Below are 24036 nucleotides of genomic sequence, written 5' to 3'. Positions count from 1 at the left end.
CACTAACAAATTTTATTGAGACAAAAAAGTCTCACTTTAAAAGAAACGGCCCTATAAGGCAGGGCCGGTCCAATCAAATATTATTTTTCAGGAACTTTAATAGAACCATCAAGGATTTTAGCTTTTGCATCTTCAACAGCTTTTTTAGCATCTGCAGAAAGGTTGTCCGTTGTCAAGTCAACACCACCATCTTTCAAGCTGAATGTCTTCACTTCACCACCTGGGAATTTACCTTCAGAAGCTAATTTAGCCAAGTCTTGTACTGATTTACCAACTTGTTTCAAAGAAGAAGCCAATACAAAGTTTGATTTTTTACCATCTTTAGAAGTATATTCACCTTCAGCTTTTTGGTCACGGTCAACACCGAGAACCCAAACTTTTTCGTCTTCATTTTTCTTCTCGTTCAAGTCTTTTGCTTCAGAGAAGACACCTGCACCAGTACCACCAGCTACTTGGTAGATAACGTCTGCACCTGCAGCGTATTGAGTAGCAGCAATAGTTTTACCTTTAGCAGCGTCACCAAATGAACCAGCGTAGTCTACTTGAACCTTAATAGATGGGTCAACAGATTTAACACCAGCTTCAAAACCAGCTTGGAAACGTGAAATAACTTCACCTTCCATACCACCTACGAAACCAACTTGTTTTGATTTTGTTGTTTTCGCAGCAGCAACACCAGCAAGGTAACCAGCTTCATTATCCGCAAATACTGCAGATACTACATTCTTTTTACCTTCAATACGGTCATCGATGATAACAAAGTTAGTGTCTTCATTGTCAGAAGCTGCTTTTTCTACTGCATCACGCAAGGCAAAACCAACACCGAAGATCAATTTGTATTCGTCAGAAATAGCTTGGTCCAAGTTTGTTGCATATTGTGATTCATCTGTTGATTGGAAGTAATCAAAACCATTTCCTTTAGAAAGACCGTTTTCTTTCCCCCATGCTTGCAAACCTTCCCAAGCAGATTGGTTGAATGATTTGTCATCCACACCACCAGTATCGGTAACGATAGCAGCTTTCAAATCTGTTTTAGATTCTGAGTTAGCGCTATCTTTTTTAGACGCACGATTACCACATGCTGCAAGTCCGATAGCAGCGACAGTTACTAGACCAAGACCTAGCCATTGTTTCTTGTTCATTACTGAACCTCCTAAATTGTTGTGCAACATTGTTGCGAAGTATTGAAAGGGTCAACAGACCGCCTCACAGACTCTCTAAGTAAGGTCTGTAAAGGAATATGGAAGTAAATCCTTGACCGTCATCACGACCGTCGATTTATTTTGAGATACCAAGGTTACAGGAAGGTCCGGCTCAAAAAATTCAGCCATCACCTGACGACAGGCCCCGCATGGTGAGATTGGTTTCTCTGTTTGCCCGTAGACAATGAGCTCTTTAAAATCGCGAGCCCCTTCAGAGACAGCCTTAAAAATCGCTGTCCTCTCCCCACAATTGGTTAATCCAAAACTAGCATTTTCAATATTGACACCTGTATAGATGTCCCCATTCTTTGTTAACAGTACAGCTCCCACCGGAAAATGAGAATAAGGTACATAGGCCTGCTTGCTCACTTCAACTGCTAATTCGATCAAATCAGTAGTCGCCATCAGCTAGATTCCCTTCCACAATCGCTACACCAGAAGAAGTCCCAATACGGGTCGCTCCAGCTTCGATAAAAGCAAGAGCATCTTCATAAGATCGAGCCCCACCAGAAGCTTTGACACCCATTTCTGGTCCTACTGTTTGGCGCATTAAGGCTACATCTGCTACAGTCGCTCCTCCAGTTGAGAAACCAGTTGAGGTTTTCACAAAATCTGCTCCAGCTGACTTAGCAATTTGGCAAGCAAGGACCTTTTCATCATCTGTTAAGAGACAGGTCTCAATAATGACCTTGACAAGCTTATCACCGCTCGCTTCCACTACTGCTTGAATATCTTCCTCAACTAGTGCTAAATTCTTAGACTTAAGAGCTCCGATGTTAATGGCCATGTCAATTTCATCGGCCCCATTTTGAATGGCATTTTTTGTTTCACACGCTTTGACAAATGGTGTATTTGCTCCCAAAGGAAAGCCAATCACGGTACAAACTTTGACGTCTGACTCACGCAAGCCTTCAACAGCAAAATTTACCCATGTAGGATTGACACAGACACTTGCAAAATCATAATTCTTAGCTTCTTCAATCAGCTTTTCAATTTGTTCTTGTTGGGCATCTGGTTTTAAAAGAGTGTGATCAATATATTTATTTAAATTCATATAATCTCCTAAAGGTCCTCAAGATATGATTTCAATAATCTCTGTAACGCTTTCAGCTCTTTCTAGTATTTTAACATTTTTTTTGAATTCTGTAACGCTTTCTTGTGAATTTTTTTCATTCATATAGATGCGCGCGATTCGTTCACCTTTTTTGACCTGCTCTCCCACTTTTTTATCAAACACAATTCCTGTTTCATAATCCAGAGGATCTGATTTGACAGCACGTCCCGCTCCTAAACGCATGGCAAATAGCCCAAACTCCATGGCTGGCAAGGCTGCAATGAAACCATCTTGATCCGCTGTTACTTCAATGACCTGATCCACTTTAACAGGCCGATGCAAATCTTCGATGTCGCCACCTTGGGCAAGAACCATTTCTTCGAATTTTGCCAAGGCTTGTCCATTAGTCAACTGCTCCTGTATGGCTTCAATCGATTGATCTACATTAGCTAATTTCAACATGATTTGCGCTAACTCACAAATAAACTCCGTTACGTCCGCTCGGCCCTGCCCCTTAAGAATATCCAAGGCTTCTAAAATTTCTAAACGATTACCAATGCTGGTTCCTAAAGGCTGACTCATATCTGTAATGACAGCGATGGTTTTCCGTCCCACTGCATTTCCAAGATCCACCATGGTGCGTGCTAGACGACGAGCATCTTCGATATTCTTCATGAAGGCTCCTTCGCCCACTGTCACGTCCAAAAGAATGGCATCTGCACCAGATGCAATTTTCTTACTCATGACGGAGCTAGCAATTAAAGGAATGGTATCCACTGTCGCCGTCACGTCACGAAGAGCATACAAGAGTTTGTCTGCTTTCACAAGTTGGTCGGATTGCCCAATGACCGACAAGCCGATTTCCTGTACTTGCTGGATAAATTCCTCTTGACTCCGTTCGATTTGGAATCCTTTAATGGATTCCAATTTATCAATGGTTCCACCAGTGTGACCCAAGCCACGGCCGCTCATCTTGGCAACCGGAACTCCGAAACTTGCTACCAAAGGCACTAAGATCAAGGTTACCTTATCGCCGACACCGCCAGTCGAGTGCTTATCAACCTTAATCCCTGGAATCGCTGATAAGTCAAACTGTTGCCCTGTTTCCACCATCTTCATGGTCATATAAGAGATTTCTTCCGTTGTCATCCCTTTAAAATATACGGCCATGGCAAAAGCAGACATTTGGTAATCCGGAACGGTTCCAGCCACATAGCCTTCAATCAACCATTCAATTTCTTCCTTGCTTAAGGCAAGGCCATCTCGTTTTTTCTGAATGATATCTACTGCTCTCATGATACTTTCTCGCTTCTTAAAATATAATAACCCTTGTCCTTTTTCACAGTCTCACAATTACCAAATGTCTCTTCCATTTTGGCTTTAGCACTTGGAGCACCTTGTTTTTTCTGAATGACAATGGTCAAGTCGCCACCTGGTTTCAAATGTTCAAAACTACCGGTAATCACTTGGTGAACCACTTTCTTACCAGCTCGGATCGGTGGATTGCTTATGACATGGTCAAAGACCCCTTCTACTGCTTCATAGACATCCGAAGAAAAAATTTGGGCTTCTACCTGATTGCGGGCTGCATTTTTCTTAGCCAATTCCAGTGCCCGCTCATTGACATCAACCATCGTCACGGCAACTCCCTGCGCTTTGGCTAGAGACAATCCAATCGGGCCATAGCCACAGCCCACATCAAGGACGCTATCTCCTTCTTGAAAATCCAAGGTTGATAAGAGCACCTGACTTCCAAAATCGATCATTTTTTTACTGAAGACACCTGCGTCTGTATAGAAGTTCATCTTTTGTCCCAATAAAACGACAGACAAATCATGAATATCATGTTCTGCGTCTGGGTTTACATCGAAATACATTTTACTCATATGTTTATTTTATCATAATTTATTCTATTTTTAAATCGTTTACATGACCTCTAAAAATTGGTATACTAAAGACTACAATAGGAGTACCAAATGGACAAAGAATTTCTACATTTCGAAAAAATTAATCGGGAAACCTGGCAAAATCTGCACCGTAAAACCACCCCACCCCTCTCTCAAACTGAACTCAATTCGATCAAGAGTTTTAACGACCGCATCAACCTTCAGGATGTACGTGATGTCTATCTACCTTTGACAAACTTGATCGGAATCTACAAACGCTCCAAGGAAGATCTAGCCTTCTCTAAAAGTATTTTCCTTCAAAAAAACAGTGAGCGCCAACCCTTCATCATTGGAGTTTCAGGAAGTGTGGCTGTAGGAAAATCAACCACTAGCCGTCTCCTCCAAATCCTTCTTTCTCGGACCTTTGAAGGCTCTACTGTTGAATTGGTAACAACGGATGGCTTTCTTTATCCCAACGCTGTCTTAAAAGAACAGGAGCTTCTCAATCGAAAGGGATTTCCAGAAAGTTATGATATGGAATTACTCCTCCATTTTCTTAACCAAATCAAGAATAATAAAAGCGTAGAGATTCCAGTCTATTCTCACGAAATTTATGACATTGTTCCCGATCAAAAGCAAACAATATTGCCAGCTGACTTTGTCATTGTAGAAGGGATTAATGTTTTCCAAAATCCTCAAAATGACAGTCTTTATATGACAGATTTCTTTGATTTTTCGATCTATGTAGACGCTGCGGTAGACGATATTGAGTCCTGGTATATCGATCGCTTCCAAAAACTCCTGGACTTAGCACAGAATGATCCCAATAACTACTATTATCGTTTTACAAAGCAATCACTTGAAGATGTTTTAAAGATGGCCCATCAAGTCTGGGAATCCATTAATTTAGTGAACCTTCAGCACTACATTCAACCAACTCGTAACCGAGCTGATTTGATTCTCCATAAGGCAAACAACCATGAGATCGACGAAATTTATCTCAAGAGATAATGAATATCGCCTTTTCACGGGACTTTTTTTAGGAAAAACTATTTTAGGCTTGTCAAAAGGAAACTTTTCATATATAATAAGAGAGTTAGAATATCATTGGAGGTGAAAAAATTGGCAAACATTAAATCAGCTATCAAACGCGCTGAATTGAACGTTAAACAAAACGAAAAAAACTCAGCTCAAAAATCAGCTATGCGTACTGCAATCAAAGCTTTTGAAGCAAACCCATCTGAAGAACTTTACCGCGCTGCTAGCTCAGCTATCGATAAAGCAGAAACTAAAGGTTTGATCCACAAAAACAAAGCTAGCCGTGATAAAGCACGTCTTGCAGCGAAACTTGGTTAATCAAGAATTGCATACAAAATGAGCTCTCCGGAGCTTTTTTTGTTGCTTCGATATGAGGAGAAGAGATGAAAATTACGATTATCGGCTATTCAGGATCTGGCAAGTCAACTTTGGCTGAAACCTTAGCCCGCTACTACTCCATTCCCAAGCTACATATGGACACCCTTCAATTTCAACCGGGTTGGATAGACAGTGACCGGGATTGGATGGAGCAAGAGATGAAGCAGTTTCTCAGCGCTCATAGAGACTGGGTCATTGACGGCAATTACTCTTGGTGCTGCTATGAGGAGAGAATGGAGCAAGCCGACCAGATTATCTTCCTCAATTTCTCCCGTTGGAACTGCCTCTATAGAGGATGGAAACGATACCGCCGTTATAAGGGACGCGTTCGCGAGAGTATGGCAACAGGCTGCCCTGAACGCTTTGACTGGGAATTCATCCGTTGGATTCTCTGGGACGGTCGAACTAAGAATGCCAAAGAAAGGTATCGAAATATCCGTTCTACCTATCCCGATAAATTCATCACTCTCAAAAACCAAAAGGAACTAGATGCATTTCTAAAAACAATACAATAAAAAAGGTTGGGATTAAAAACCCAACCTTAAAATGTAGACAAACTATTTTAAAGTAAAATAAATTAAACGATTCTGCTAAGAAATAAAAATGAGTTCCAATTTTTAGATTGAATCAAGAGAATACCTAAACTTTCCGCTGTGAGTAAAGTACCTGAAACAATAACGATTCAGGCACTCGGAATTATTGAGACCTTAGGCTCAATAATTAGTCATGGAACTTCGAAGAAGTTCGCTGACGTCCGTACTCACCTAAGGAAAGTTTTTAATTTGACTTTGTCTTCAATCTGAGGTTAGGGGTACAATCCCCAATCTTTTTATTTATCAACGTAATCGCCACCGGTGAAGCCATAGTATTCTTCCAGACTCAAGCCTGAATCTGCGATATCTTGTGCTTCTTTTCCGATATAGCGAAGATGCCAGCTTTCTGGCATATAACCTGTCACCTTTTCTTTTCCTTCTTGGTAACGAACTACAAAGCCATATTTTGCAGCATTCTTGAGCAACCATTTACTTGACGCAGGCTCTGTCAGTAAATTCCCACTAGTATCAATCAAATCAAAAGTTAAACCCGTCTGATGCTCACTGTAACCAGGTCTTGCTGAATAGCGATCGGCTGCTTCCTGACCATCTTGATTGACATAGTTTTGGTAGAGTTCCACCTGGGTATCGTAGCTACGAAAACCACTATATTGGTCACTGATCGGATAGCCCTCTGCCTGCATGGCTGCAATCAATTCATGAAGGGCCGAAACAGCTTCAGGGTCTTCACCTGGGTTAAAGTCCGGCGCCAAAGGATAATGTTTGTTGGCGATCATCACCTCACCATATTTCCCTTTAACACTATAGTAAGAACCATTGTAGCTGACACCAGAGTCCACTTTGACATCTGACTTGCTTGCTTTTGATGACTCCTCTTTCCCTGTCTCTTTAGATGGATCTTTTACTGAAGACGTTTCTTTGGAAGACTTGGTTTGCGTTTGTTTGCTTTCTTCTTTTGCAGAAGATTTAGAACTAGTGGATTGAGATTGGGAGCAAGCTGTCAGGGTTAACAAGGCAACTGTCACCAACGTTAATTTGGAAAATCTTGCTTTCATGGGGAATCTCCTATGATTCTTTTGTTACGACAATATCCGTGATCACATAACTTGCACCTACTTTTTTCAAGGTGTAAGTCTTGTACTTGCGGTTTTGTGAATCTGGATGACTATCTGTATAATGCACGGTAAAGTCTTCATAAGTCTTGATGGTCACCACACCATTTTCTTCAGTGACACTTTGAATATCCAAAGCTCCTGGAGTATAGTAGTCAATTTTAGCCTTTCGAACACCATCACCCGTTGTGAATTCAACCATGTCTTTGTAGGCTTGACTTTGTGTGTCATAGTATTTAGAGTAAGTGTTATTTCGATTTGAAACTGAGCTAAAGACAGCGTCGCGGTACTCTTTCAAGAACTCTTCTGCCAAGGTCCGATTTTGTTCTTCTTTGGCTGCTTGCGCTTTCTTAGCATCTTGAGCACTCTTGATGCGTTTTAAAGTATCTTTGGCTAGTTTGAGTTCGATCGGATCGTTTTCACCCTCTTCAATCGTCACCTTAGCCTTTTCAGTTGTGTAGGTTTCCCCATTCATGTTGAAGACAGCATGCACTTCAATTTCTTGATAAGGAATGCTATCGACTTCAAAGGTCGTGCTGATTCCGACTTCTTTGCCGTTGACCACAACCTTCACATCCGTTGGATTTTCAACTTCTTCTGGAAACTCAACTTCTAAATTGCGTTTTTCAGAATTCAGTTGCAATTCTAAAGCATTCTTAGTGGCTTTCTTAGGATTGAGGTGGATCTTAGAAGTAACATTTCCAACCTCTGTTTTCGCGGTCAACTCCATTTCTTTTGCATTGTAATGGAAAGAACCTAAATCTGTGACCTCATCTTTTTTCAAGGTCAATGTTTTATTATCTGCTACTTTGAGTTTAGCCTGATCCAAATTGGTCTTGACCTTAACGTGGATCGGATAGCTAGACACACGGTATTCTTGGAAGATCCCGAATTTCTTGTCGGCCTTTTCCAGACCAAAGATCTTGTTTCCAGATTTATCCGTATAGGTGCCTTCACCACCATCATCAATGATCTTGTTTAACTCTGTACCAATATCGATGCCTTGATCTTCCATACTGGTGATAAAGCTCTCAGCTTCGTCTTTTGTCCACTTATCGCTATCGGTTGAAAGCAAGTCCGCTGCTTCTCGATAGTCCTTGGTATCAACAGCCTTAATAAATTGATCAGCTGTGACTTCGACCCGTGTCGTAGACTGGAAGTAAAAGAAAGTGGCTACTAATGCGATGACAAGAAGGATAAGAGCAGCAATAATCCCAATTTTCTTCTTGGAACCTTTCTTCCAACTCTTTGTTTTTTGCTTTTTAGGTGCCTTTTGTTTTTCCTGAGCTGGAAGAGCTTCTGTAAAGTTTGCTTCAGGATAGACCTGCGTTTGCTCAGTAGCAAGTGGAGCCGTATACTCTTGAGTCGGCTCTTGAGCGACATATTCCTGTGTTTCTTCTGTTGAATCTGGGGTTGCAAATTCTGCTTCAGGCACAGGTCCTACAAAAAACTCGAAGTTTTGACTTTTAGCCGCGGTAAATTCTTCCGCACTTGGCTTACGACCATAGGTTTCTTCAAAATGTTGCAACCAAGCCTGACGAGCTGCTAGAAGTGGATCGACATTCTTTACTTCTTCAACAGGCTTAACCTCTAGTTCCTCTACAGGAGCTACTTCCTCTACTGGGGTATTCCCTGCGATAGACCGAATTTGTTTTAAATCAAATCCACAGGCTTTCCCAGCCATAAACTCTTCTGGTGACGGTTTGCGACCGATCACTTTTTCAAATAATTCAACCCATTTCTTTTGCATGGATTTCATCTCCCTCATTATAAAATAGGGAAAGTGGGTATTCCCACCTTCCTTTTTGTGATATGTTTAGTATCCAAAATTACCCAAGTCTCCAAAATTTGGAGTATTTGTAATAGATCCCATAATAGCTTGTTCCAAAATTTGACGATCCAAGTAAACAACAAGAGCTGCAAACACAATTAAAATCGCAATGGATGCTACAAGCAATATGAATTTATCTGCTTTAAATTTTGTGTTGTTCAAGGCTTGGTATACAACATACAAGGTTCCAACTGTATACAAGAAGAAGATCAAAAAATTTAGGAATCCATAGAATTCATAAGCTTTTACAAGTCCAACTAAGAATGCAAATAGAGAAACAGGCAAGGCGTAAACAGACAAACGTCCAAACTCTTCAAATGAGCGGCCGTATGAATATTCTTTATCTTGAAGAACGATACGACGGACAAAGAAACCTGCTACCTGGAAGGCATAGATATTGAAATAAGCCATGATCAAGATGATCAGAAAGGCACGGAAATCTGCACCATAACCACCTGTATATCCACTAGCAGTAAAGAATGTAGCCAAGCTCATTACAAAAGCAGTCAAAACATATTGTAAAATACCGTTGAGCGCTTTTGGTTGGTTTACAGCTGTTGGACGTTTCAAAGCTGAGAGGAACCAATTCCAATAACCACCAACGGCTACACCAAATTGACTTGGTTGTGCTGGGTAAGGTTGACCAGGTTGCCCTTGGAAAGGCGTTTGTTGGTAGGCAGCTTGAGTTGGTTGTTGGTAAGCTTGTTGTGGTGCTTGCTGGAAGGCAGGCCCATTATTTGGAGCAGTTTGAGGCGAAGGTCCTTGAGCAGGCGCTTCAACTGGGGCAGTTGGGGCTGCGGTAAACTCTGGGGCTTGTGGCGCTGAAACTGGTTCTTGTGGTGCTGCAACAAACTCTGGGGCTTGTGGCGCTGAAACTGGTTCTTGTGGCGCTGCAGGAGCAGCCACAAATTCTGGTGCTTGTGGTGCTGAAACTGGTTCTTGAACTGGGGCTGCGACAAATTCTGGAGCTTCTGTAGCCACTACTTCTTCTTGAAATTCACCAGCAGCAAGTGCTTGAGCAATTTCTTCCGCACTAGCAGAACGACCATTGACAGCTTCAAAATAATCCAGCCAATCTTGTTTTGACATAATTAATCTCCTTATAAATTCTTAATACTAGGGTATTATACAAAATTTTTAGGCCATTTTCAATGAAAGACTGGAAAATCCCTGCATTATCTTTTGAAAAACATACAAATTCTCTTTATTTTTAAAAACTTATAAAAAACGCCTCTTTTCAGAGGTCGTTTGATTAAGATTCAAATGCATCCATGCCACCTTGGACGTTGGTCACATCATAGCCCTCTTCTGCCAAAAATTGGCAGGCGCGAGCCGAGCGTCGACCTGACTTGCAGATGACATAATAGGCTTGCTCCTTGTCTAGTTCTGCGTACTGTTCTGCTAGCACTGATAAGGGAAGCAAGGTCACTCCATCCAGATGGAGGGCATCATATTCCTCCTGCTCACGGACGTCGAGGACTTGGATTTCTCCCGCCTGGTACTTTGCTAAAAATTCATTAAATGAAATTTCTTTCATGATTTCTCCTTTTTGTTGCCACTATGGCAAGATTAGTATTTCATAGTTAAAATCAATGGATTCTAAAAAGCGGAATAGGTCTTGGGTTTTGATAAAGATGGTCTTTTCATTGGTGTTAGGGTGGAAGGTCATGATCTCCTCTGACACAATGTCCTGATCAAAATAGACGAGAATATCCTTTTCTGCATTGTTTAACAAGCCAAATGGGGATACTGTCCCAGCTGGTAATTGCATTTTTTCTGCCAGAGATGCAGCTGAAGCCATACGGATCCGATTGGCTCCTACTTGCTCTTTGAAGTCATCCATGTCTAAGAGTTTCTGGTCATCCATGATGAGCAGATAGTACTGGGTTTTCTTTTTGTTGGTCAAAAACATGGACTTTGTCCGGACCCCTTCGAGACCTTCAATATAGGAATCGGCCTGCTCAGTAGTTAGTACTGGTGGGTGTTCCACCACATCAAATTCAATCCCGAGTTCGTCTAATTTGTCTTTGACTTTTTGATATGGATCCATGGAAATACCTCCTTTTACAATTATCACTAACTATTATTTTGTATGTTCGGCTATAATCTGCTGGACTCGAGACCGGAGAACCGGCACCACTTCTGCCTCAAACCAAGGATTCTTGGCCATCCAGATCTGATTGCGAGGTGAAGGGTGTACCAGTGGAAAATAGTCGGGCAGATAGTCCTTGTACCGACGCACCCGCTCTGTCACCTTTCCACTGACCTTCTCATGGAGATAGTAAGCTTGAGCGTACTGGCCGATCAAGAGGGTCAACTCAATATCCGGACACTCCTTGAGGAGTTGAGGATGCCACTTTTCTGCAAAACCCTTGCGAGGTGGCAGGTCACCAGATTTTCCATGCCCTGGGAAATAAAAGTCCATAGGAATGACCGCAAATAGACCCGAATGATAAAAGGTCTCTTCGTCAACTCCTAACCATTCGCGCAGGCGGTCACCACTCTTATCCTTCCAATAGAGTCCCGCTTCCTGAGTCTTGAGACCAGGAGCCTGTCCGATAATATTGATGCGAGCTGTTTTTGGCGCCGCAAAGAGTGGCTCAATCCCTCTATCCGTATAAGCTTTATTTTGAGGATCCATCATAATGGCTTGCTTAATGGTTTCAATCTTTGACATGGGCACTCCTTCTAAGAAAAAACTCAGCCAGAAAAACTGGCCGAGTATGGATTATTTAATTAATTCATAGATGGCTTCGGCATAAATTGCCGCTGCACGATAGAGATCTTCAACATCTGCGAATTCATTGGCTTGGTGCATGGTATTGACATAGTCTGGGAACATGGCACCGAAGGCAACCCCACGTTTCAAAAGGCGACCAAAGGTCCCACCACCGATAACTTGTTCGTGTCCTTTGAGGCCAGTTTGTTTTTCATAAACACGCAAGAGGGTGGATACCAACTCATCATCCATCGGAACATAGTGAGGGGTGTGACCATGGGCTGACAAGCTCACAATTGCTACACCGTCAATTTTTTCGAGAATGGATTTGATGGTTTCAGGATCTGTTCCTTGAGGGTAACGGATATTGAGGGCAATGGTATTATCTGCTTGGCTGTCATCAAAATGGAAGACACCTGCGTTCATACTCAATGGACCCATTTTGGCATCTGTATAGGCAATACCTAATTTTTCACCGGCAAAATCTTCGTGAAGAAGTGAAGCTGCGACATGAAGATACCCTTTTGCAGCGCCACCAAAATCGAATTGGTTCAACAAGAGAGCCAAATAGGTCGCACCGTTAATCCCATCTTCCGGAGTTGAGCCATGAGCAGATTTCCCTACAATAGTGATGGTATAGGTTTCTTCATCAACTGTTGAGATTTCATACTGAAGCTGGTGTTGCTTAGCAAAGGCATCTAGGAGGCCTGCAAGATCTGGTAATTGCCCAGAAACGACTGCAGTCGCTGACTCAGGTACCATGTTTTCACGAAGGCCACCCGTAAAGCTATGAAGATGGGCGCTCCCTGTATTGTCATTTCCAAAATGGAGGTACTCCGTGATATTTCCTTTTTCTCCATTGATGATTGGAAATTCCGCATCTGGTGAGAACCCAAAATCTGGTTCTGGAAGACCGACATGTTTGAAATAGTAATCCATGTCCCCCCAGCCTGATTCTTCATCTGTTCCGACTACAAAACGCACGCGCTTAGAAACAGGAAGTCCTAGGTCTTTAATAATCTTCAAACCGTAGTAACAAGCTACTGTAGGTCCTTTATCATCTGATGAGCCACGCGCATAGAGCTTGCCATCGATAATCTCAGGTTTGTATGGATCTGTCTTCCAGCCACTACCTGCAGGGACCACGTCCATATGGGCAAAGATCCCAAGCTCTTCTTCTCCTTCACCAAAGGTAAAGTGGCCAGCATAATTGTCAACGTTCTTAGTTTCATAGCCATCACGCTTGGCAATTTCTAAGAATTTTTCAAGAGCTTTTACAGGACCAGGTCCAAATGGATGCTCTGCATCTGCCTTGTTGTCATCCCGTTCTGAATTGATTTCCAAGAGGCTGTATAGGTCAGCCATCATCTCATCGCGACGTTTTTCTACTTCTGCTTTAAAATCAACTGTTGTCATGCATTCCTCCTCGTTCTTCTTTTTCGCTAGATGGATTAGCGTTTTTCAATGATTTCGTCTACTGGCAAGCGGTAGCTAGGTTCTACCTTCTCAGCAGCATAGCCGACAGTAATCAAGAGTTCTGGACGGAAACGCTCTTCGATTTCCAAGACTTCATTGACTTTTGATTTGTCAAAGCCAAGGATGATGTTAGAGCCGATCCCTTGGTCAGTCAAGGCCAATACCAAGTTCATGGCCACCAATCCAGCATTCAAAGCCAGATAATCACTGATTTGTTGCTCATTGTAACGCGCAAATTCAGCAGGAAGGTTTTGCATAAAGTATTGCAACTGCTCATCTGAGAAGTTCTTAACCCCACCGACACGTGCAATCTTGCGAGCCCGACGTTGTAAATCGGTATCCGTAAAGAGAGCGATAGTTACCGGTGCTTCCATGACTTGGTCATAGTTCCCACCATAGGCTACTTTTGCCAAATCCGCATTTTTCTGACGAACGACCACGAATTTCCATGGTTGGCTATTGTGCGCACTTGGTGCCAAGGTCGCAATTTCGATAGCTGTCCGTACATCCTTTGGATCGACCGGCTGGTCTGTAAAATGCTTGATCGCATGACGTTTTTTGTTGAGTTCTAGGAATTTCATAGTCAACTTCCTTTTCTAATTCTATTACCTCTATTTTAACACAAAATGAAAGAGCTTGCAGGGTTTTACAGCCCAAGATTGTGAAAAAAGAAGCGGACATTTTGAAGATCCACCTCTTTTTGGATAGGTTAAATACACAAGAGATCCACCTAGGATTCATTGGAAAGGTCAAAATAGGCAGCTACTTCCTTTGCATAGTTGTATTTCTCATTTAAGCTAGCTAGCAACTCACTATTATGACCCCGATAGTTATCCTCTCGTCTCAATTCTTCGTACATTTCAATAAAGGGAAGGCCCTTGTCCTTGGCATCTTGGAGCTCTGCTTCATAGTCATAGGCTACCTTCCGAAATTGCAGGTTGGTCACCCCATCTTCTTCGACATCGATCAGCGCATACTGGGCCCTATGGTTTTGTAGGGGCATCCAGTCAAAATAAGGCATGCCAATGGTTCCTGGATTAAGAATCTGCTGGCCCTGACTGCCATAGCGAAGCAACTGCTTGTGGACATGACCGTAGATGGCCATATCCGTCTGGTCATCCAGCAGTTGGTCAAAGTTCTCCGTTCTATTTGCTGGACGCAAGTCTCCACCGTAATTCTTTTCTGGCAAATTGTGGGTCAGTGAAAAGCGAATACCATTGACCTCCTTCTTATCTACCAAAGGAAGGGATCGAAGCCAATCGATCCGCTTAGGATCCAGTCCCTCCATGATATACTGAGTGAGACGAAGCATCTGGATCTCCTGCGGATCCTCAAGCCCGTACTCTCCATCCAAAGCCTCTAGGACACAATCGTCCCAATTTCCACGAACAGCTGTTGTAATCGGAATTGCATCCAGCAAGTCAAAAAGGTCCTCTCGTCCAGGTCCCGGTAGCAAAATGTCCCCTAAAAGCCAGTATTCCGTCGCGCCTTGAGCACGCGCATCCGCAATCACTGCCTCCAGGGCTGTCGTATCTCCGTGTATATCAGATAAAATGGCGATTCGATGGTTCATAACTACTCCTTTTTGGATTGAAAAATCTGTGTGCCTTAAGTATAACAAAAACGAGCAAAAATAAAAAATGTGATCACACTTGGATATCACATTTTAAACGACCGGTCATCATTTGATTTCAAAACCATAAAAATATTTTCTTCCTTCGACCCAGTCTCGTTTGGAAACATATTCAATGTAGTCAATCATAGAATCAATATCTCTTCTTGAAATTATTTCGTTGACTTTTACTGGAACCCTTTTACCAGTATATGTAGAAAGAAGAGCAGACTGAAGGTATTTATGAAATTTACCCTCTGCTTGGATACCTACATACAATGAGGTCATAATTTCCTTAGCAAACATTCCTAGAAAGACCGGATACCCCTTATAGTAATAGCTATCTAGCTCTTTCTGATCACCTACTAACATCCATAATTCTTCAACCTCTTCTTTGGTCGCTTCCTCCATCGATAATTTCTGATCATAAAAATAATTATCCAATGCATCTTTGATCGCATATTCAATGTCAGTGTTGCTAGCTTCCCACTCGTCCCAAAGTGCAAGCAAATAAGGAACTACTTCATAGGACATCGTGTCCACAGCACCCGTGATAAATGTAAAAATAGCAAATTCCGACGCATCGGATAAACATCTAAGATTTGAAACATCCCTTAAATCTTCATTGGTGCATACCGAGCAAAACAATCGAATACACAAATTTAAGACAGATTCATCTTTCGTTTGATTCATCAGTTCAATCAACAATGGTTTAACTGAAAAATCCCCCTTTTTTAATATCTCTGCAATCAGTAAAATACATTCTTTTTCATCAGAAATAGACTCTAGACTAGTTTTCAACTCTTTAAGAGACAAAGGACTAACCCCACCAAAATCTACTCCTGTCAGTAGTAAGTTATTTTCCATCAAACCTAAAATCCATTCGTTCCTATTGTATTTTAAGACGTGTGATCACATCTCGCCCCGCCTAAATCAGCATACAATAAAACTAGTATAACAAAAACGAGTACAAAACGTGAAAACCATCCACATGAATATGAATGGTTTAGACTATATTATAATAAGGTTCTAGAATGAACTAGATATTCCCTTCATCATCGGCTTCTTCATCCTCTACAACCTCTACATTCAAGTAACCATTATCTAGGTATTCTTCATGAGTGATTTCACCGCTATGATACATAAATTGCTTATTTAATTTTATGGACATTTGCTTAAACTCTGAAAAGCTATCTGCTAATCCGTCTAGAGCCAAAAAGACATCTACAAAACCAGTTGTATAATCTTGATCTTTTGATGAAGAAATCTTATCTTTCTTTTTGTCTAACAAGGTAATTCCATTTTTTAATTGCTCCAAGTAGTCTTCTATTTCATTCTCACAAGTTTTTAAATCAATAAGATATTCAGAATTATCTATATGCTGTTTAATATTTAATTGTTCAAAAAAATCGATATATTGTCTTATTAGTTTGCTTACTTCAATCATTTATTTAGTCTCCGCCCTGCTCCTAATTTGGTCTTCATTTTGTTTATTGTACCGTCAATATTTATTACTTTTTTAAATTCTCCATTCGACTTAAATACTTCCAAATGGTCTTTATGCATACCATCTAAATATATCTGATCACCTTTTTTAAGCCCAGGAATACTCTTATCTACTACTTCATAAATAGTTTGTCCATCATATCGCTTCTTTGTCTTTCTCACCGAACTTTTTAACTGTTCACCAAAATCCGTCTCAAAAAATTCTTGCATATTATTAACTGGTGTAGGAATCGATCTTCCCCCACCTCTACCTTCGAATGCTGCAATCTTCTGTTTGTGATCGACTGAGATTTGTTGGATGCGATCGGCGAAATCATCTATCTTCGTTGAGACGTTAGACTTTGGTAGATTAACATTTCCATCCCCTGCAAGAGCAAAGGCAGGTTGACGTTGATTTCCAATGGAATCCATCATGTTTTGAACATTTTGTCGACCTGTTTCCATCGCATCATTGAAGTTCCGAATCATTGAAGTTCCGAACTTTATTGGAAGCGCTTCTGCTCCTGCTGCAACAGTTTTGTTCTTCACATTTGAAACACGGTTCTTGAAGTTATCAAAAGCTTCTCCAGCTTGAACCTTGACATCACCCACCTTGGTCTTAACTTCCGTCCAAGTTGTTTTGACACGATCTTTAATACTAGCCTTAAAGCTAGTCGCTTCCCCACTGTGGATGTTCACATTAGCTGCTTGACTTGCTCTATAGGATTTGTATTTATTCCCGAGGTGACCAGTAGCTGACTGGTAAAAAAGTGTTAGAAGTTTAAATCAAGTATAACAAAAACTCACAAAAATAAAAAATGCGATAACACCTTAGTTACCACATTTTGGCATGGAACGAGCCTGATGGCCAATTGAAATTTTTAAATTATTGATTTTTAGCAATCTTTATAAATGCTTGTTTAAAATCCTCATACATTTCAAAAGCAATTTTCATAACATCCCGAAAATCAATATAATCAGAAATAACTGGATCTAGAATAATATACTCTCTAGAAATTAGCCATTTCAAAGGGACTACCCATGATGACTTTATCTCCTTCATATATGACCCAAATCAATTCCAATCTACCATGTTCAAAAACAAAATAAAAACCAAAACGAAAATTCTCAACTTGCTGCAAGTTAATATGGAAAAATCGTTCTCGCTTATCATATTGAACTTCATAGCCCAATGACTCTACGATTTCCAATAAATAATCAAGCTCTTGACCCTCTGGTGTCCTATCTTTACTGCAAGTCTTTTGCGGACTCCGCCACTTCCATCAATGGACTTGCTTCTTCCTGCTTTCCTTGATGGAGCTTGGCTTGCACCGCCTCCGCGACTGCTCGTGGGATGCCAACTGTGACGATCTCTTCCACAGTAGCTTCTTTGATCTTGGTCAGTGACTTGAAGTGTTTCATCAGCAACTGCTTGCGTTTTGGTCCCAAACCTTCGATGCCATCCAGCTGGGAAGAGAAGGAATTCTTGGAACGAAGCTGGCGGTGGAAGGTGATGGCGAAGCGGTGTACTTCATCCTGGATCCGTTGGAGGAGGAAAAATTCCTGCGAGGTTCGAGAGAGTTCGATGACTTGGAGAGGATCCCCAAAGAGCAATTCATGAGTCTGGTGCTTGTCATTCTTTTGTAGGCCTGCAATAGGAATATCCAGCCCCAACTCGTCTTGAATGACTTGCTTAGCGATATTGACCTGGCCCTGACCCCCATCGATGACGATCAGGTCTGGTGGCGTCAGGCCATCCCGCATGACCCGGCTGTAGCGTCTGCGAATGACTTCCCGCATGCTGGCATAGTCATCTGGCCCCACGACGGTCTTGATCTTGTACTTACGGTAGTCCTTTTTGCTTGGCTTCCCATTGACAAAGACCACCATGGCAGATACGGGACTGGTCCCCATAATGTTGGAGTTATCAAAGGACTCAATGCGCACAGGGGTTGGGATTTGCAGGAGTTTTCCAAGGTTTTCAATGGCACCTTGAGTCTTTTCCATCGATTTTTCAAGGAGATTGAACTTCTGCTCCAGACTGACACGCGCATTCTTGATGGCCAGATTGACCAACTGCTTCTTCTCCCCACGCTGGGGCTTGAGGACCTTGGTATCCACTAGGGCCTTGACCGCTTCCTCATCGATATCCTGAGGGATCAGGATTTCATTGGGGATCAGGTGGGATTTCTCCTGGTAAAACTGCCCCACATAGGTCAAAAAATCCTCGTCCGGATCATTGTAGTAAGGAAAAAGGTTGACGTCGCGCTCGATCAGCTTACCCTGACGGACAAAGAAGACCTGCACACACATCCAGCCTTTGTCCACGTAGTAGCCAAAGACATCCCGGTTCTGCAAATCCTTGGCCATGACCCGCTGTTTGGTCCGCAGGGTCCCGATGGCCTGGATCAGATCGCGGTACTCAGCCGCCCGCTCGAATTCCATGTTTTGCGCAGCGGTATTCATCTTGAGCTTGAGCTCATCGATAATCTTATCGTCCTGTCCCTTGAGGAAATCAGAAACCTCCTGGGCCATGCCCTTGAAATAGGCCTCGTCCTTGTGGCAGACTGTGTGGGCCATACATTGTCCTAGATGATAGTAAAAGCAGACCTTGGAAGGCGGATTGGTACACTTGCGGAAAGGGAAAATCCGATCCAAAAGCCGCTTGATCTCATTGGCCGCTCCCACATCCGGATAGGGACCGAAATAGAGACCGCCATCCTTTTTGACCTGGCGCGTGATGATGAGGCGCGGATAGCGCTCATTGGTAATCTTGATGAAGGGATAGGACTTGTCGTCCTTGAGCATGATATTGTACTTGGGCTTGTTCTCCTTGATGAGGTTGATCTCAAGAAGCAAGGCCTCAATATTAGACTCAGTGACGATAAATTCAAAATCCACAATCTCAGATACCAGGGCTTCGGTCTTAGTATCGTGGCTCCCTCTAAAATAGGACCGCACCCGATTGCGAAGATTCTTAGCCTTCCCTACATAGATGATGGTTCCGTTCTTATCTTTGTGAATGTAACAGCCCGGACTCGTCGGCAAGAGCTCGAGCTTGGATTTAATCAAGTTATTCATACTCTCTATTATAGCAAAAAAGGGAGGTCTAGCACTTAGCCAACCTCTCTATAATCTACTAAATTAATTGATTTTTTTAACAAAATAAGATCTTAAAAATGACCGATCCAAATTGAACTTGTATTCTTCATTCTTCTTATAAAACCTTATAGCACCCCTTGGCATAACCGCAAGGAATGTAGCCTGCTTGGTATAAAGCATACAACTCATCGAAAAATTGTGACTTAGCTTGAGGTATCTCTTTTTTGATGGTTAAGTAAATTGCCAAGCCAACAATATCAAATTTTATCTGATCTTTCATGGATTCTAGCAGTTTGCTATCTGCAATCAGGTTATCTAATCGTGCTTCAATTTGAGGAATAATTTCCTCTTTTGCACTTATTGCCAGTGAATTCCAGTGTTTATACATATCACTATGATTTTTAGAAAGATAAGCACTAAAATCCCCATCTTTCTCTAATACAAAATTCTCCCACTTCAAACTATTGATACTCTTCTCCGCATCTTTGAGAGTCTTTAACTGAATGATTGGTAAATTTATAGCTCTTTCCTCTTTCAAAAAGTCTATATTTTTTAGTGCATTGATCACATCATCATAGATCTTCATATTTATCCCCTTTCAATTACCTTATCTTTTAGATTTGTAATTTCTAATCCACTACTCTGAGATTTTAATTAGTTTCTTACATGTCACAAATCGCCGAAGAGCACTATACGCCCAGTCCAGCTATCAAACAATTTCTCTCCTTGTGTTCTACTCTCTCTATTATAGCAGAAAAGAGGGATCTAAAAGGATCCCCCTTTGATAATACTTATCCTTTGAAATTTGCCATTTGGAAGATCGGAATCACATAAGGAACAATAGACATCAGGATAGTGAATAGCACGAAGAACCAGAACCAGAAGGAAGCGAGGGCACGCTGGAAAACTCCCGGTTGAGGTTTATTATCCTCAATATAGGCCTTGATAGCTGGCCATTTGGTCGCAAGAACCACAAGCATGACAATGGATCCAATAGCTAAAACGCCGATTTGGAGCCAACTTGCTAATCCTTCATCCACGTGATAAGCCACATAGTGCAAGCCTTGGGAAATGACAAAGTTGTTGAATATGTGATAGAAAATCGCCCACCAGATATTGTATTCAAAAGCAATGTAGCCAAATCCTAGACCAATGATACTTGCAAAAAAGAGCTGGTCAAAATTGGCATGGAAGAGGCCGAATAAAATAGCCGTCATGACAATAGCAAAGATTTTTCCAAATCGCTCCAAGCCTCGCAAGCCAGCACCACGGAAGAAAAACTCTTCTGTGATCGGCCCCAAGAAACCAGCATACAAGAGCATGGTCCAAGACCGCTCAATGGTATCGCCAATATCTGGACTTGGTGAATAAAGGCCAATGGTCTCAAACATGCGCTCAATCACTTGCGTCATGACAGATGAGAAGACTTGGGAGAAGCCTAAAAAGGCGAGAAGGATAAAGAAGACAGAAGGTGTCATCTTGCGTCCCTTATGCTTGAGATCAAACTTAAAGAGGGCTTTTTTGCGATAGGCATTAAAGATAAAGAGACCAATAAAAATGGAGATAAAATAGGGAACTCCTGCCCAAACATTCAGGCTAGTCATTCTCTCCGCTATTTTACTTGGATCTTTTCTGAGCGAACCTGAAAGGATCAGGCCTAGGAGCACTTCCCACAGCACGGTCACCAAGGTCATCACCAAGAGATAAATGGCAAGCGTCCCAGAAAATTTTCCTAGATCCTTTTTGGGGTCTAATAATCGGTTGTATTGATTCATTTGGTTCTCCTAGATAATAGATAAAAACTCGCACATATTCCTTCATATAGAACAAAGAAGATCAAAAAGGCATGCATAAAGTAGTCTTCTGGTAGAGCTAGAATAATCGAATCCACGCGCGGATCAAACAACCAGGTATTGTCCCCAGCAAATAAGACCTGATGAAAGAGCGTAAAGAATTGATCAAAGCCAATGATGATAGCCATCACCGCAACCATTACCGGTAGGAGCATCATCCAAAAAAATAGACCACGGTACAGGGCAAGATAGCCTTTTTTGACAACTGTTCGTAGAAACTGGATAAAACCAGGTAGAGTGACCAAGAAAACGACCGTCACCAAATGAAACAGGTACTTGACGGCTTCGAAATGGTGCAAGCCATTTTTTGAAGAGGGGAATTGAGGCATCTTCAACACCCATTGAAAAGGATTGGTCAAGTAGTTCATCAAGACATTAAAATTCTTCATGATGACAGATGCCGAAAAACCAGTCCGGCTTTGAATCCCCAACCAATGAATCTCCATGGGATAGAGGACCCAAGCTAGAGCGATGGTGAGAAGGATCGTAGCTGACAAGATAAAGAAAAATAGGTTGATTGATTTCAAACTTTTAAGCATCAAAATCCCACTCCGCTAGACTGGCAACAACATGTGTCGGTGCAATTGGTAAGGTCGGTACTTCTTCTGGTTTGGTAAAACCTGTCGTTACCAAAAGGGTTGGAATCCCATTGTCAATACCTGCACGAATATCTGTTAAATAATTGTCCCCGACCATGACCACTTCTTCTCTTGCAAGCCCCAAGTGTTCAATGGCCTTATCCATAATGATGGCCTTTGGTTTGCCAATGATCACAGGCTCGACCCGTGTCGCTGCTTCAACAAGGGCAATCAGGGATCCTGCACCTGGCAGCAAGCCACGCTCCGTTGGGATATTAAGGTCAGGGTTGGTCCCTATAAAGTGCGCTCCCTTTTGAATCGCCAAGGTTGCTTTAGCAAATTTCTCATAATCCACTTGCCAATCGAGGCCAATCACCACATAATCAGGTGCTTCTTCATCGATAATATAGCCAGCTTCTTCAATAGCATCTTTGAGCCCCGCTTCTCCAATCACATAGACCTTTTTGCCCAAGTTTTGGTCGTTCATGTAGTCAATGGTCGCAAGGGTAGCTGTATAGATGGTCGACACTGGGGTTTCAATATTGAAGTGAGTCGCCAGCATATCCCGAACAGTCTCTGGTGTGCGGGTTGTGTTATTGGTGACAAAGAGATAGGGAATTTCACGCGCCTGTAATTCATGAACAAAAGCTTCTCCTGCTGGAATTCGTGATTTTCCTTTGTAAATGGTGCCATCCAAATCAATTAAATAGCCCTTGTAGTGCATTTATTCTTCCCTTTCTGTGTTAGCTTCTTTATGCAACTTCTCTGTATCGACTCGTCCACCAGATCCATACAAGAGCAAGGCTCCAGCATAGAGGACAAATTGTAAAATCAACCCTGTAAAATTGATCCCTTGACTTCCTGATTGGGTAAACAAGAAGGAAGCCACCATGAGAATCACAATGGTCAATAAGAGACCAATGACCGTCGCTTGGTCAACACTGATTTGATAAACCGTGCGTTTGGTGCTCCGGTTCCGGCCGTCTGACTTGGTTTCTGGTTGCAAATTTTCTACAAAATCAGTCACCAAGGTCGCAGCGAGGCTGACAGTAGTGCTAAAGAGCACGCCTTGAGACAAACGATGATAGAAATTAGACCAGAAAGAGCCTGATTGGCTGGTAATGCCGACCGAAAAGATCACGACAGGTAAGAGAAAGGCCAGGGTGAAATGGATCCAGACCCGATACCAACGTACATCTTCTTTCAAGAAACGGCTAAAACTCTCTAAATTCAAACGGTAGCGGAAAAATTTGTAAATTTCTTCCACCAGGATGATGCCCAAAGCACAAAGAGTCAAGAGCCAATCTCCCAACATGTACAAAGGGTTCTTTTGACGCTTGGCATAGGCCACAACCCGTTTTTGATAGCTTTCAAGTTCCTGTTTTTTATTTTTTAATCTTCTACTTTCCATAAATCCAACCCTTTTCTTCTACTTCTTCCCACTCAATTTCAGCTTGGGCATTGATCTGACCATCTGAAGTAATTTGGTGCTGAGTTTTCAAGCCCTCTTGTTCATATTGAGAGGTGATGGCACCTCCTGCCAGCACTTCTTTGACATATTTCAGATGAACTTTTTTAGGGACATGATGGGTCAAGAAGTCTGCTCCCGTCACCTCAAAAACCCAGTCCAAGTACTTACTGTTATTGACATGTCCGTTCATATCCAAGTCGTAAAAGCGAACCCGATATTCTTGTTCGACGCCCCCCTCTAATTCTTTGAAACGGGGACCACGGATCATGGTTTTTGAAAATTCAGAGTCAAAGGCATCCGTGATTTCGCTCATAACAGGATGAACCTTGCGCGTATCACGATCCATCAAGACAAAGGTCGCGACCATCTCAATGATGGTATTTCCTGCTTCATCCTTGATATTAAAGGCGCGGTAGCAGAAGAGTCGATTGTGACTCTTGGCATAGGTTTCGATGGTGATCTTTTCATCAAATACAGGGAGACGCTCGATCTTCATATTGTAATCCGTGATAATCCAGACCAGGTTGTAGTTCTCTAAAATGTACATATCACTCATACCCAGCTCAATCGATTGCATGCCCGATACCTGTAAAGACAGCAAGATCAATTGGGGAATCTTAATATAACCATTCACATCGCTCATATCAAACGGAATTTTCATGCTGTATTCAAATGTTTTTGCCAT

The 24036-nt window shown here is 42.0% G+C and carries 27 protein-coding genes; 3 read left to right on the top strand and 24 right to left on the bottom strand.

The annotated features are described in order from the left end of the window. Positions 1-80: 80 nt before the first annotated feature. The 5 genes from QM968_RS00220 to QM968_RS00200 form a co-directional block, all read right to left on the bottom strand. Positions 81-1142: a BMP family lipoprotein gene (locus QM968_RS00220; protein ID WP_009731165.1), complete on the bottom strand. Its 1062-nt coding sequence runs from the start codon at positions 1140-1142 to the stop codon at positions 81-83. 75 nt (positions 1143-1217) lie between these two features. After that, positions 1218-1607, bottom strand: coding sequence for a cytidine deaminase (locus QM968_RS00215; RefSeq protein ID WP_009731166.1), 390 nt, complete (start codon positions 1605-1607; stop codon positions 1218-1220). Next, complete coding sequence (gene deoC / locus QM968_RS00210; RefSeq protein ID WP_414381260.1) at positions 1594-2256, bottom strand: deoxyribose-phosphate aldolase; 663 nt, start codon at positions 2254-2256, stop codon at positions 1594-1596. The genes QM968_RS00215 and deoC overlap by 14 nt, the downstream gene beginning before the upstream one ends. 18 nt (positions 2257-2274) lie before the next feature. Continuing rightward, entirely contained in the window at positions 2275-3552 is a 1278-nt protein-coding gene (locus QM968_RS00205) for a pyrimidine-nucleoside phosphorylase (protein WP_414381257.1), read from the bottom strand. Further along, complete coding sequence (locus tag QM968_RS00200) at positions 3549-4142, bottom strand: class I SAM-dependent methyltransferase (RefSeq protein WP_414381254.1); 594 nt, start codon at positions 4140-4142, stop codon at positions 3549-3551. Before QM968_RS00200 ends, QM968_RS00205 begins: the two co-directional genes overlap by 4 nt. A 90-nt stretch (positions 4143-4232) precedes the next feature. Here QM968_RS00200 and coaA point away from each other — a divergent pair, with 90 nt between their 5' ends. The 3 genes from coaA (at position 4233) to QM968_RS00185 (ending at position 6073) form a co-directional block, all read left to right on the top strand. After that, positions 4233-5153: a type I pantothenate kinase gene (coaA, locus tag QM968_RS00195; RefSeq protein WP_414381251.1), complete on the top strand. Its 921-nt coding sequence runs from the start codon at positions 4233-4235 to the stop codon at positions 5151-5153. A gap of 96 nt (positions 5154-5249) precedes the next feature. Then, a complete protein-coding gene (gene rpsT / locus QM968_RS00190) occupies positions 5250-5498 on the top strand; it encodes a 30S ribosomal protein S20 (protein ID WP_023023719.1) in 249 nt (82 codons plus the stop codon). A 65-nt stretch (positions 5499-5563) separates the two neighbouring features. Further along, positions 5564-6073, top strand: coding sequence for a DNA topology modulation protein (locus QM968_RS00185; RefSeq protein WP_414381247.1), 510 nt, complete (start codon positions 5564-5566; stop codon positions 6071-6073). Positions 6074-6387: 314 nt separating this feature from the next. Here the strand turns inward: QM968_RS00185 and ldcB are convergent, their stop codons facing one another. The 19 genes from ldcB to QM968_RS00090 all read right to left on the bottom strand — a co-directional run bounded on the left by ldcB (position 6388) and on the right by QM968_RS00090 (position 24036). Further along, the gene (ldcB, locus tag QM968_RS00180; protein ID WP_414381245.1) at positions 6388-7167 is read right to left on the bottom strand and encodes an LD-carboxypeptidase LdcB/DacB; all 780 of its coding nucleotides are present in this window, start codon (positions 7165-7167) and stop codon (positions 6388-6390) included. 10 nt (positions 7168-7177) lie between these two features. Then, positions 7178-8974 carry a TcaA second domain-containing protein gene (locus tag QM968_RS00175; protein WP_414381242.1) on the bottom strand — a complete coding sequence of 599 codons (1797 nt, stop codon included), beginning with the start codon at positions 8972-8974 and terminating at the stop codon, positions 7178-7180. Between the two features lie 66 nt (positions 8975-9040). Beyond that, positions 9041-10144 (bottom strand): DUF6574 domain-containing protein, encoded by a 1104-nt coding sequence (locus QM968_RS00170; protein WP_414381239.1) that lies wholly within the window; start codon positions 10142-10144, stop codon positions 9041-9043. A gap of 163 nt (positions 10145-10307) precedes the next feature. After that, entirely contained in the window at positions 10308-10592 is a 285-nt protein-coding gene (locus tag QM968_RS00165; protein ID WP_414381237.1) for a rhodanese-like domain-containing protein, read from the bottom strand. Between the two features lie 21 nt (positions 10593-10613). Next, the gene (locus tag QM968_RS00160) at positions 10614-11105 is read right to left on the bottom strand and encodes a prolyl-tRNA synthetase associated domain-containing protein (protein WP_414381234.1); all 492 of its coding nucleotides are present in this window, start codon (positions 11103-11105) and stop codon (positions 10614-10616) included. 33 nt (positions 11106-11138) lie between these two features. After that, the gene (locus tag QM968_RS00155; RefSeq protein ID WP_414381231.1) at positions 11139-11732 is read right to left on the bottom strand and encodes a uracil-DNA glycosylase family protein; all 594 of its coding nucleotides are present in this window, start codon (positions 11730-11732) and stop codon (positions 11139-11141) included. A gap of 51 nt (positions 11733-11783) precedes the next feature. Next, positions 11784-13190, bottom strand: a complete 1407-nt coding sequence (pepV, locus tag QM968_RS00150; RefSeq protein ID WP_414381228.1) for a dipeptidase PepV — start codon at positions 13188-13190, stop codon at positions 11784-11786. Positions 13191-13225: 35 nt separating this feature from the next. Then, positions 13226-13831, bottom strand: a complete 606-nt coding sequence (locus QM968_RS00145) for a nitroreductase family protein (protein WP_414325715.1) — start codon at positions 13829-13831, stop codon at positions 13226-13228. A 149-nt stretch (positions 13832-13980) separates the two neighbouring features. Continuing rightward, complete coding sequence (locus QM968_RS00140; RefSeq protein ID WP_414325716.1) at positions 13981-14823, bottom strand: metallophosphoesterase family protein; 843 nt, start codon at positions 14821-14823, stop codon at positions 13981-13983. Positions 14824-14931: 108 nt separating this feature from the next. Then, complete coding sequence (imm47, locus tag QM968_RS00135) at positions 14932-15729, bottom strand: Imm47 family immunity protein (RefSeq protein WP_414381225.1); 798 nt, start codon at positions 15727-15729, stop codon at positions 14932-14934. Between the two features lie 172 nt (positions 15730-15901). Beyond that, complete coding sequence (locus QM968_RS00130) at positions 15902-16309, bottom strand: hypothetical protein (RefSeq protein ID WP_024054867.1); 408 nt, start codon at positions 16307-16309, stop codon at positions 15902-15904. Then, a complete protein-coding gene (locus QM968_RS00125) occupies positions 16306-17046 on the bottom strand; it encodes a hypothetical protein (RefSeq protein ID WP_320909117.1) in 741 nt (246 codons plus the stop codon). The genes QM968_RS00130 and QM968_RS00125 overlap by 4 nt, the downstream gene beginning before the upstream one ends. Before the next feature lie 549 nt (positions 17047-17595). After that, entirely contained in the window at positions 17596-19428 is a 1833-nt protein-coding gene (gene uvrC / locus QM968_RS00120) for an excinuclease ABC subunit UvrC (protein ID WP_414325718.1), read from the bottom strand. A 136-nt stretch (positions 19429-19564) separates the two neighbouring features. Continuing rightward, positions 19565-20035, bottom strand: coding sequence for a hypothetical protein (locus QM968_RS00115; protein WP_254732425.1), 471 nt, complete (start codon positions 20033-20035; stop codon positions 19565-19567). A 205-nt stretch (positions 20036-20240) separates the two neighbouring features. Beyond that, the gene (locus QM968_RS00110; protein ID WP_414381223.1) at positions 20241-21224 is read right to left on the bottom strand and encodes a lysostaphin resistance A-like protein; all 984 of its coding nucleotides are present in this window, start codon (positions 21222-21224) and stop codon (positions 20241-20243) included. Continuing rightward, complete coding sequence (locus QM968_RS00105; RefSeq protein WP_414381221.1) at positions 21221-21841, bottom strand: TIGR01906 family membrane protein; 621 nt, start codon at positions 21839-21841, stop codon at positions 21221-21223. The genes QM968_RS00110 and QM968_RS00105 overlap by 4 nt, the downstream gene beginning before the upstream one ends. Continuing rightward, entirely contained in the window at positions 21834-22604 is a 771-nt protein-coding gene (locus QM968_RS00100; protein WP_195623170.1) for a TIGR01457 family HAD-type hydrolase, read from the bottom strand. The genes QM968_RS00105 and QM968_RS00100 overlap by 8 nt, the downstream gene beginning before the upstream one ends. Beyond that, a complete protein-coding gene (locus QM968_RS00095) occupies positions 22605-23291 on the bottom strand; it encodes a hypothetical protein (protein WP_414381218.1) in 687 nt (228 codons plus the stop codon). Then, positions 23281-24036, bottom strand: coding sequence for an acyl-ACP thioesterase domain-containing protein (locus QM968_RS00090; RefSeq protein WP_414381215.1), 756 nt, complete (start codon positions 24034-24036; stop codon positions 23281-23283). Before QM968_RS00090 ends, QM968_RS00095 begins: the two co-directional genes overlap by 11 nt.

The organism is Streptococcus sp. OMI870, from assembly GCF_047460295.1.
Classification (GTDB): Bacteria; Bacillota; Bacilli; order Lactobacillales; family Streptococcaceae; genus Streptococcus.
Note: the sequence above shows the minus strand (reverse complement) of the source record. Positions and strands in the feature narration are given on the sequence as shown.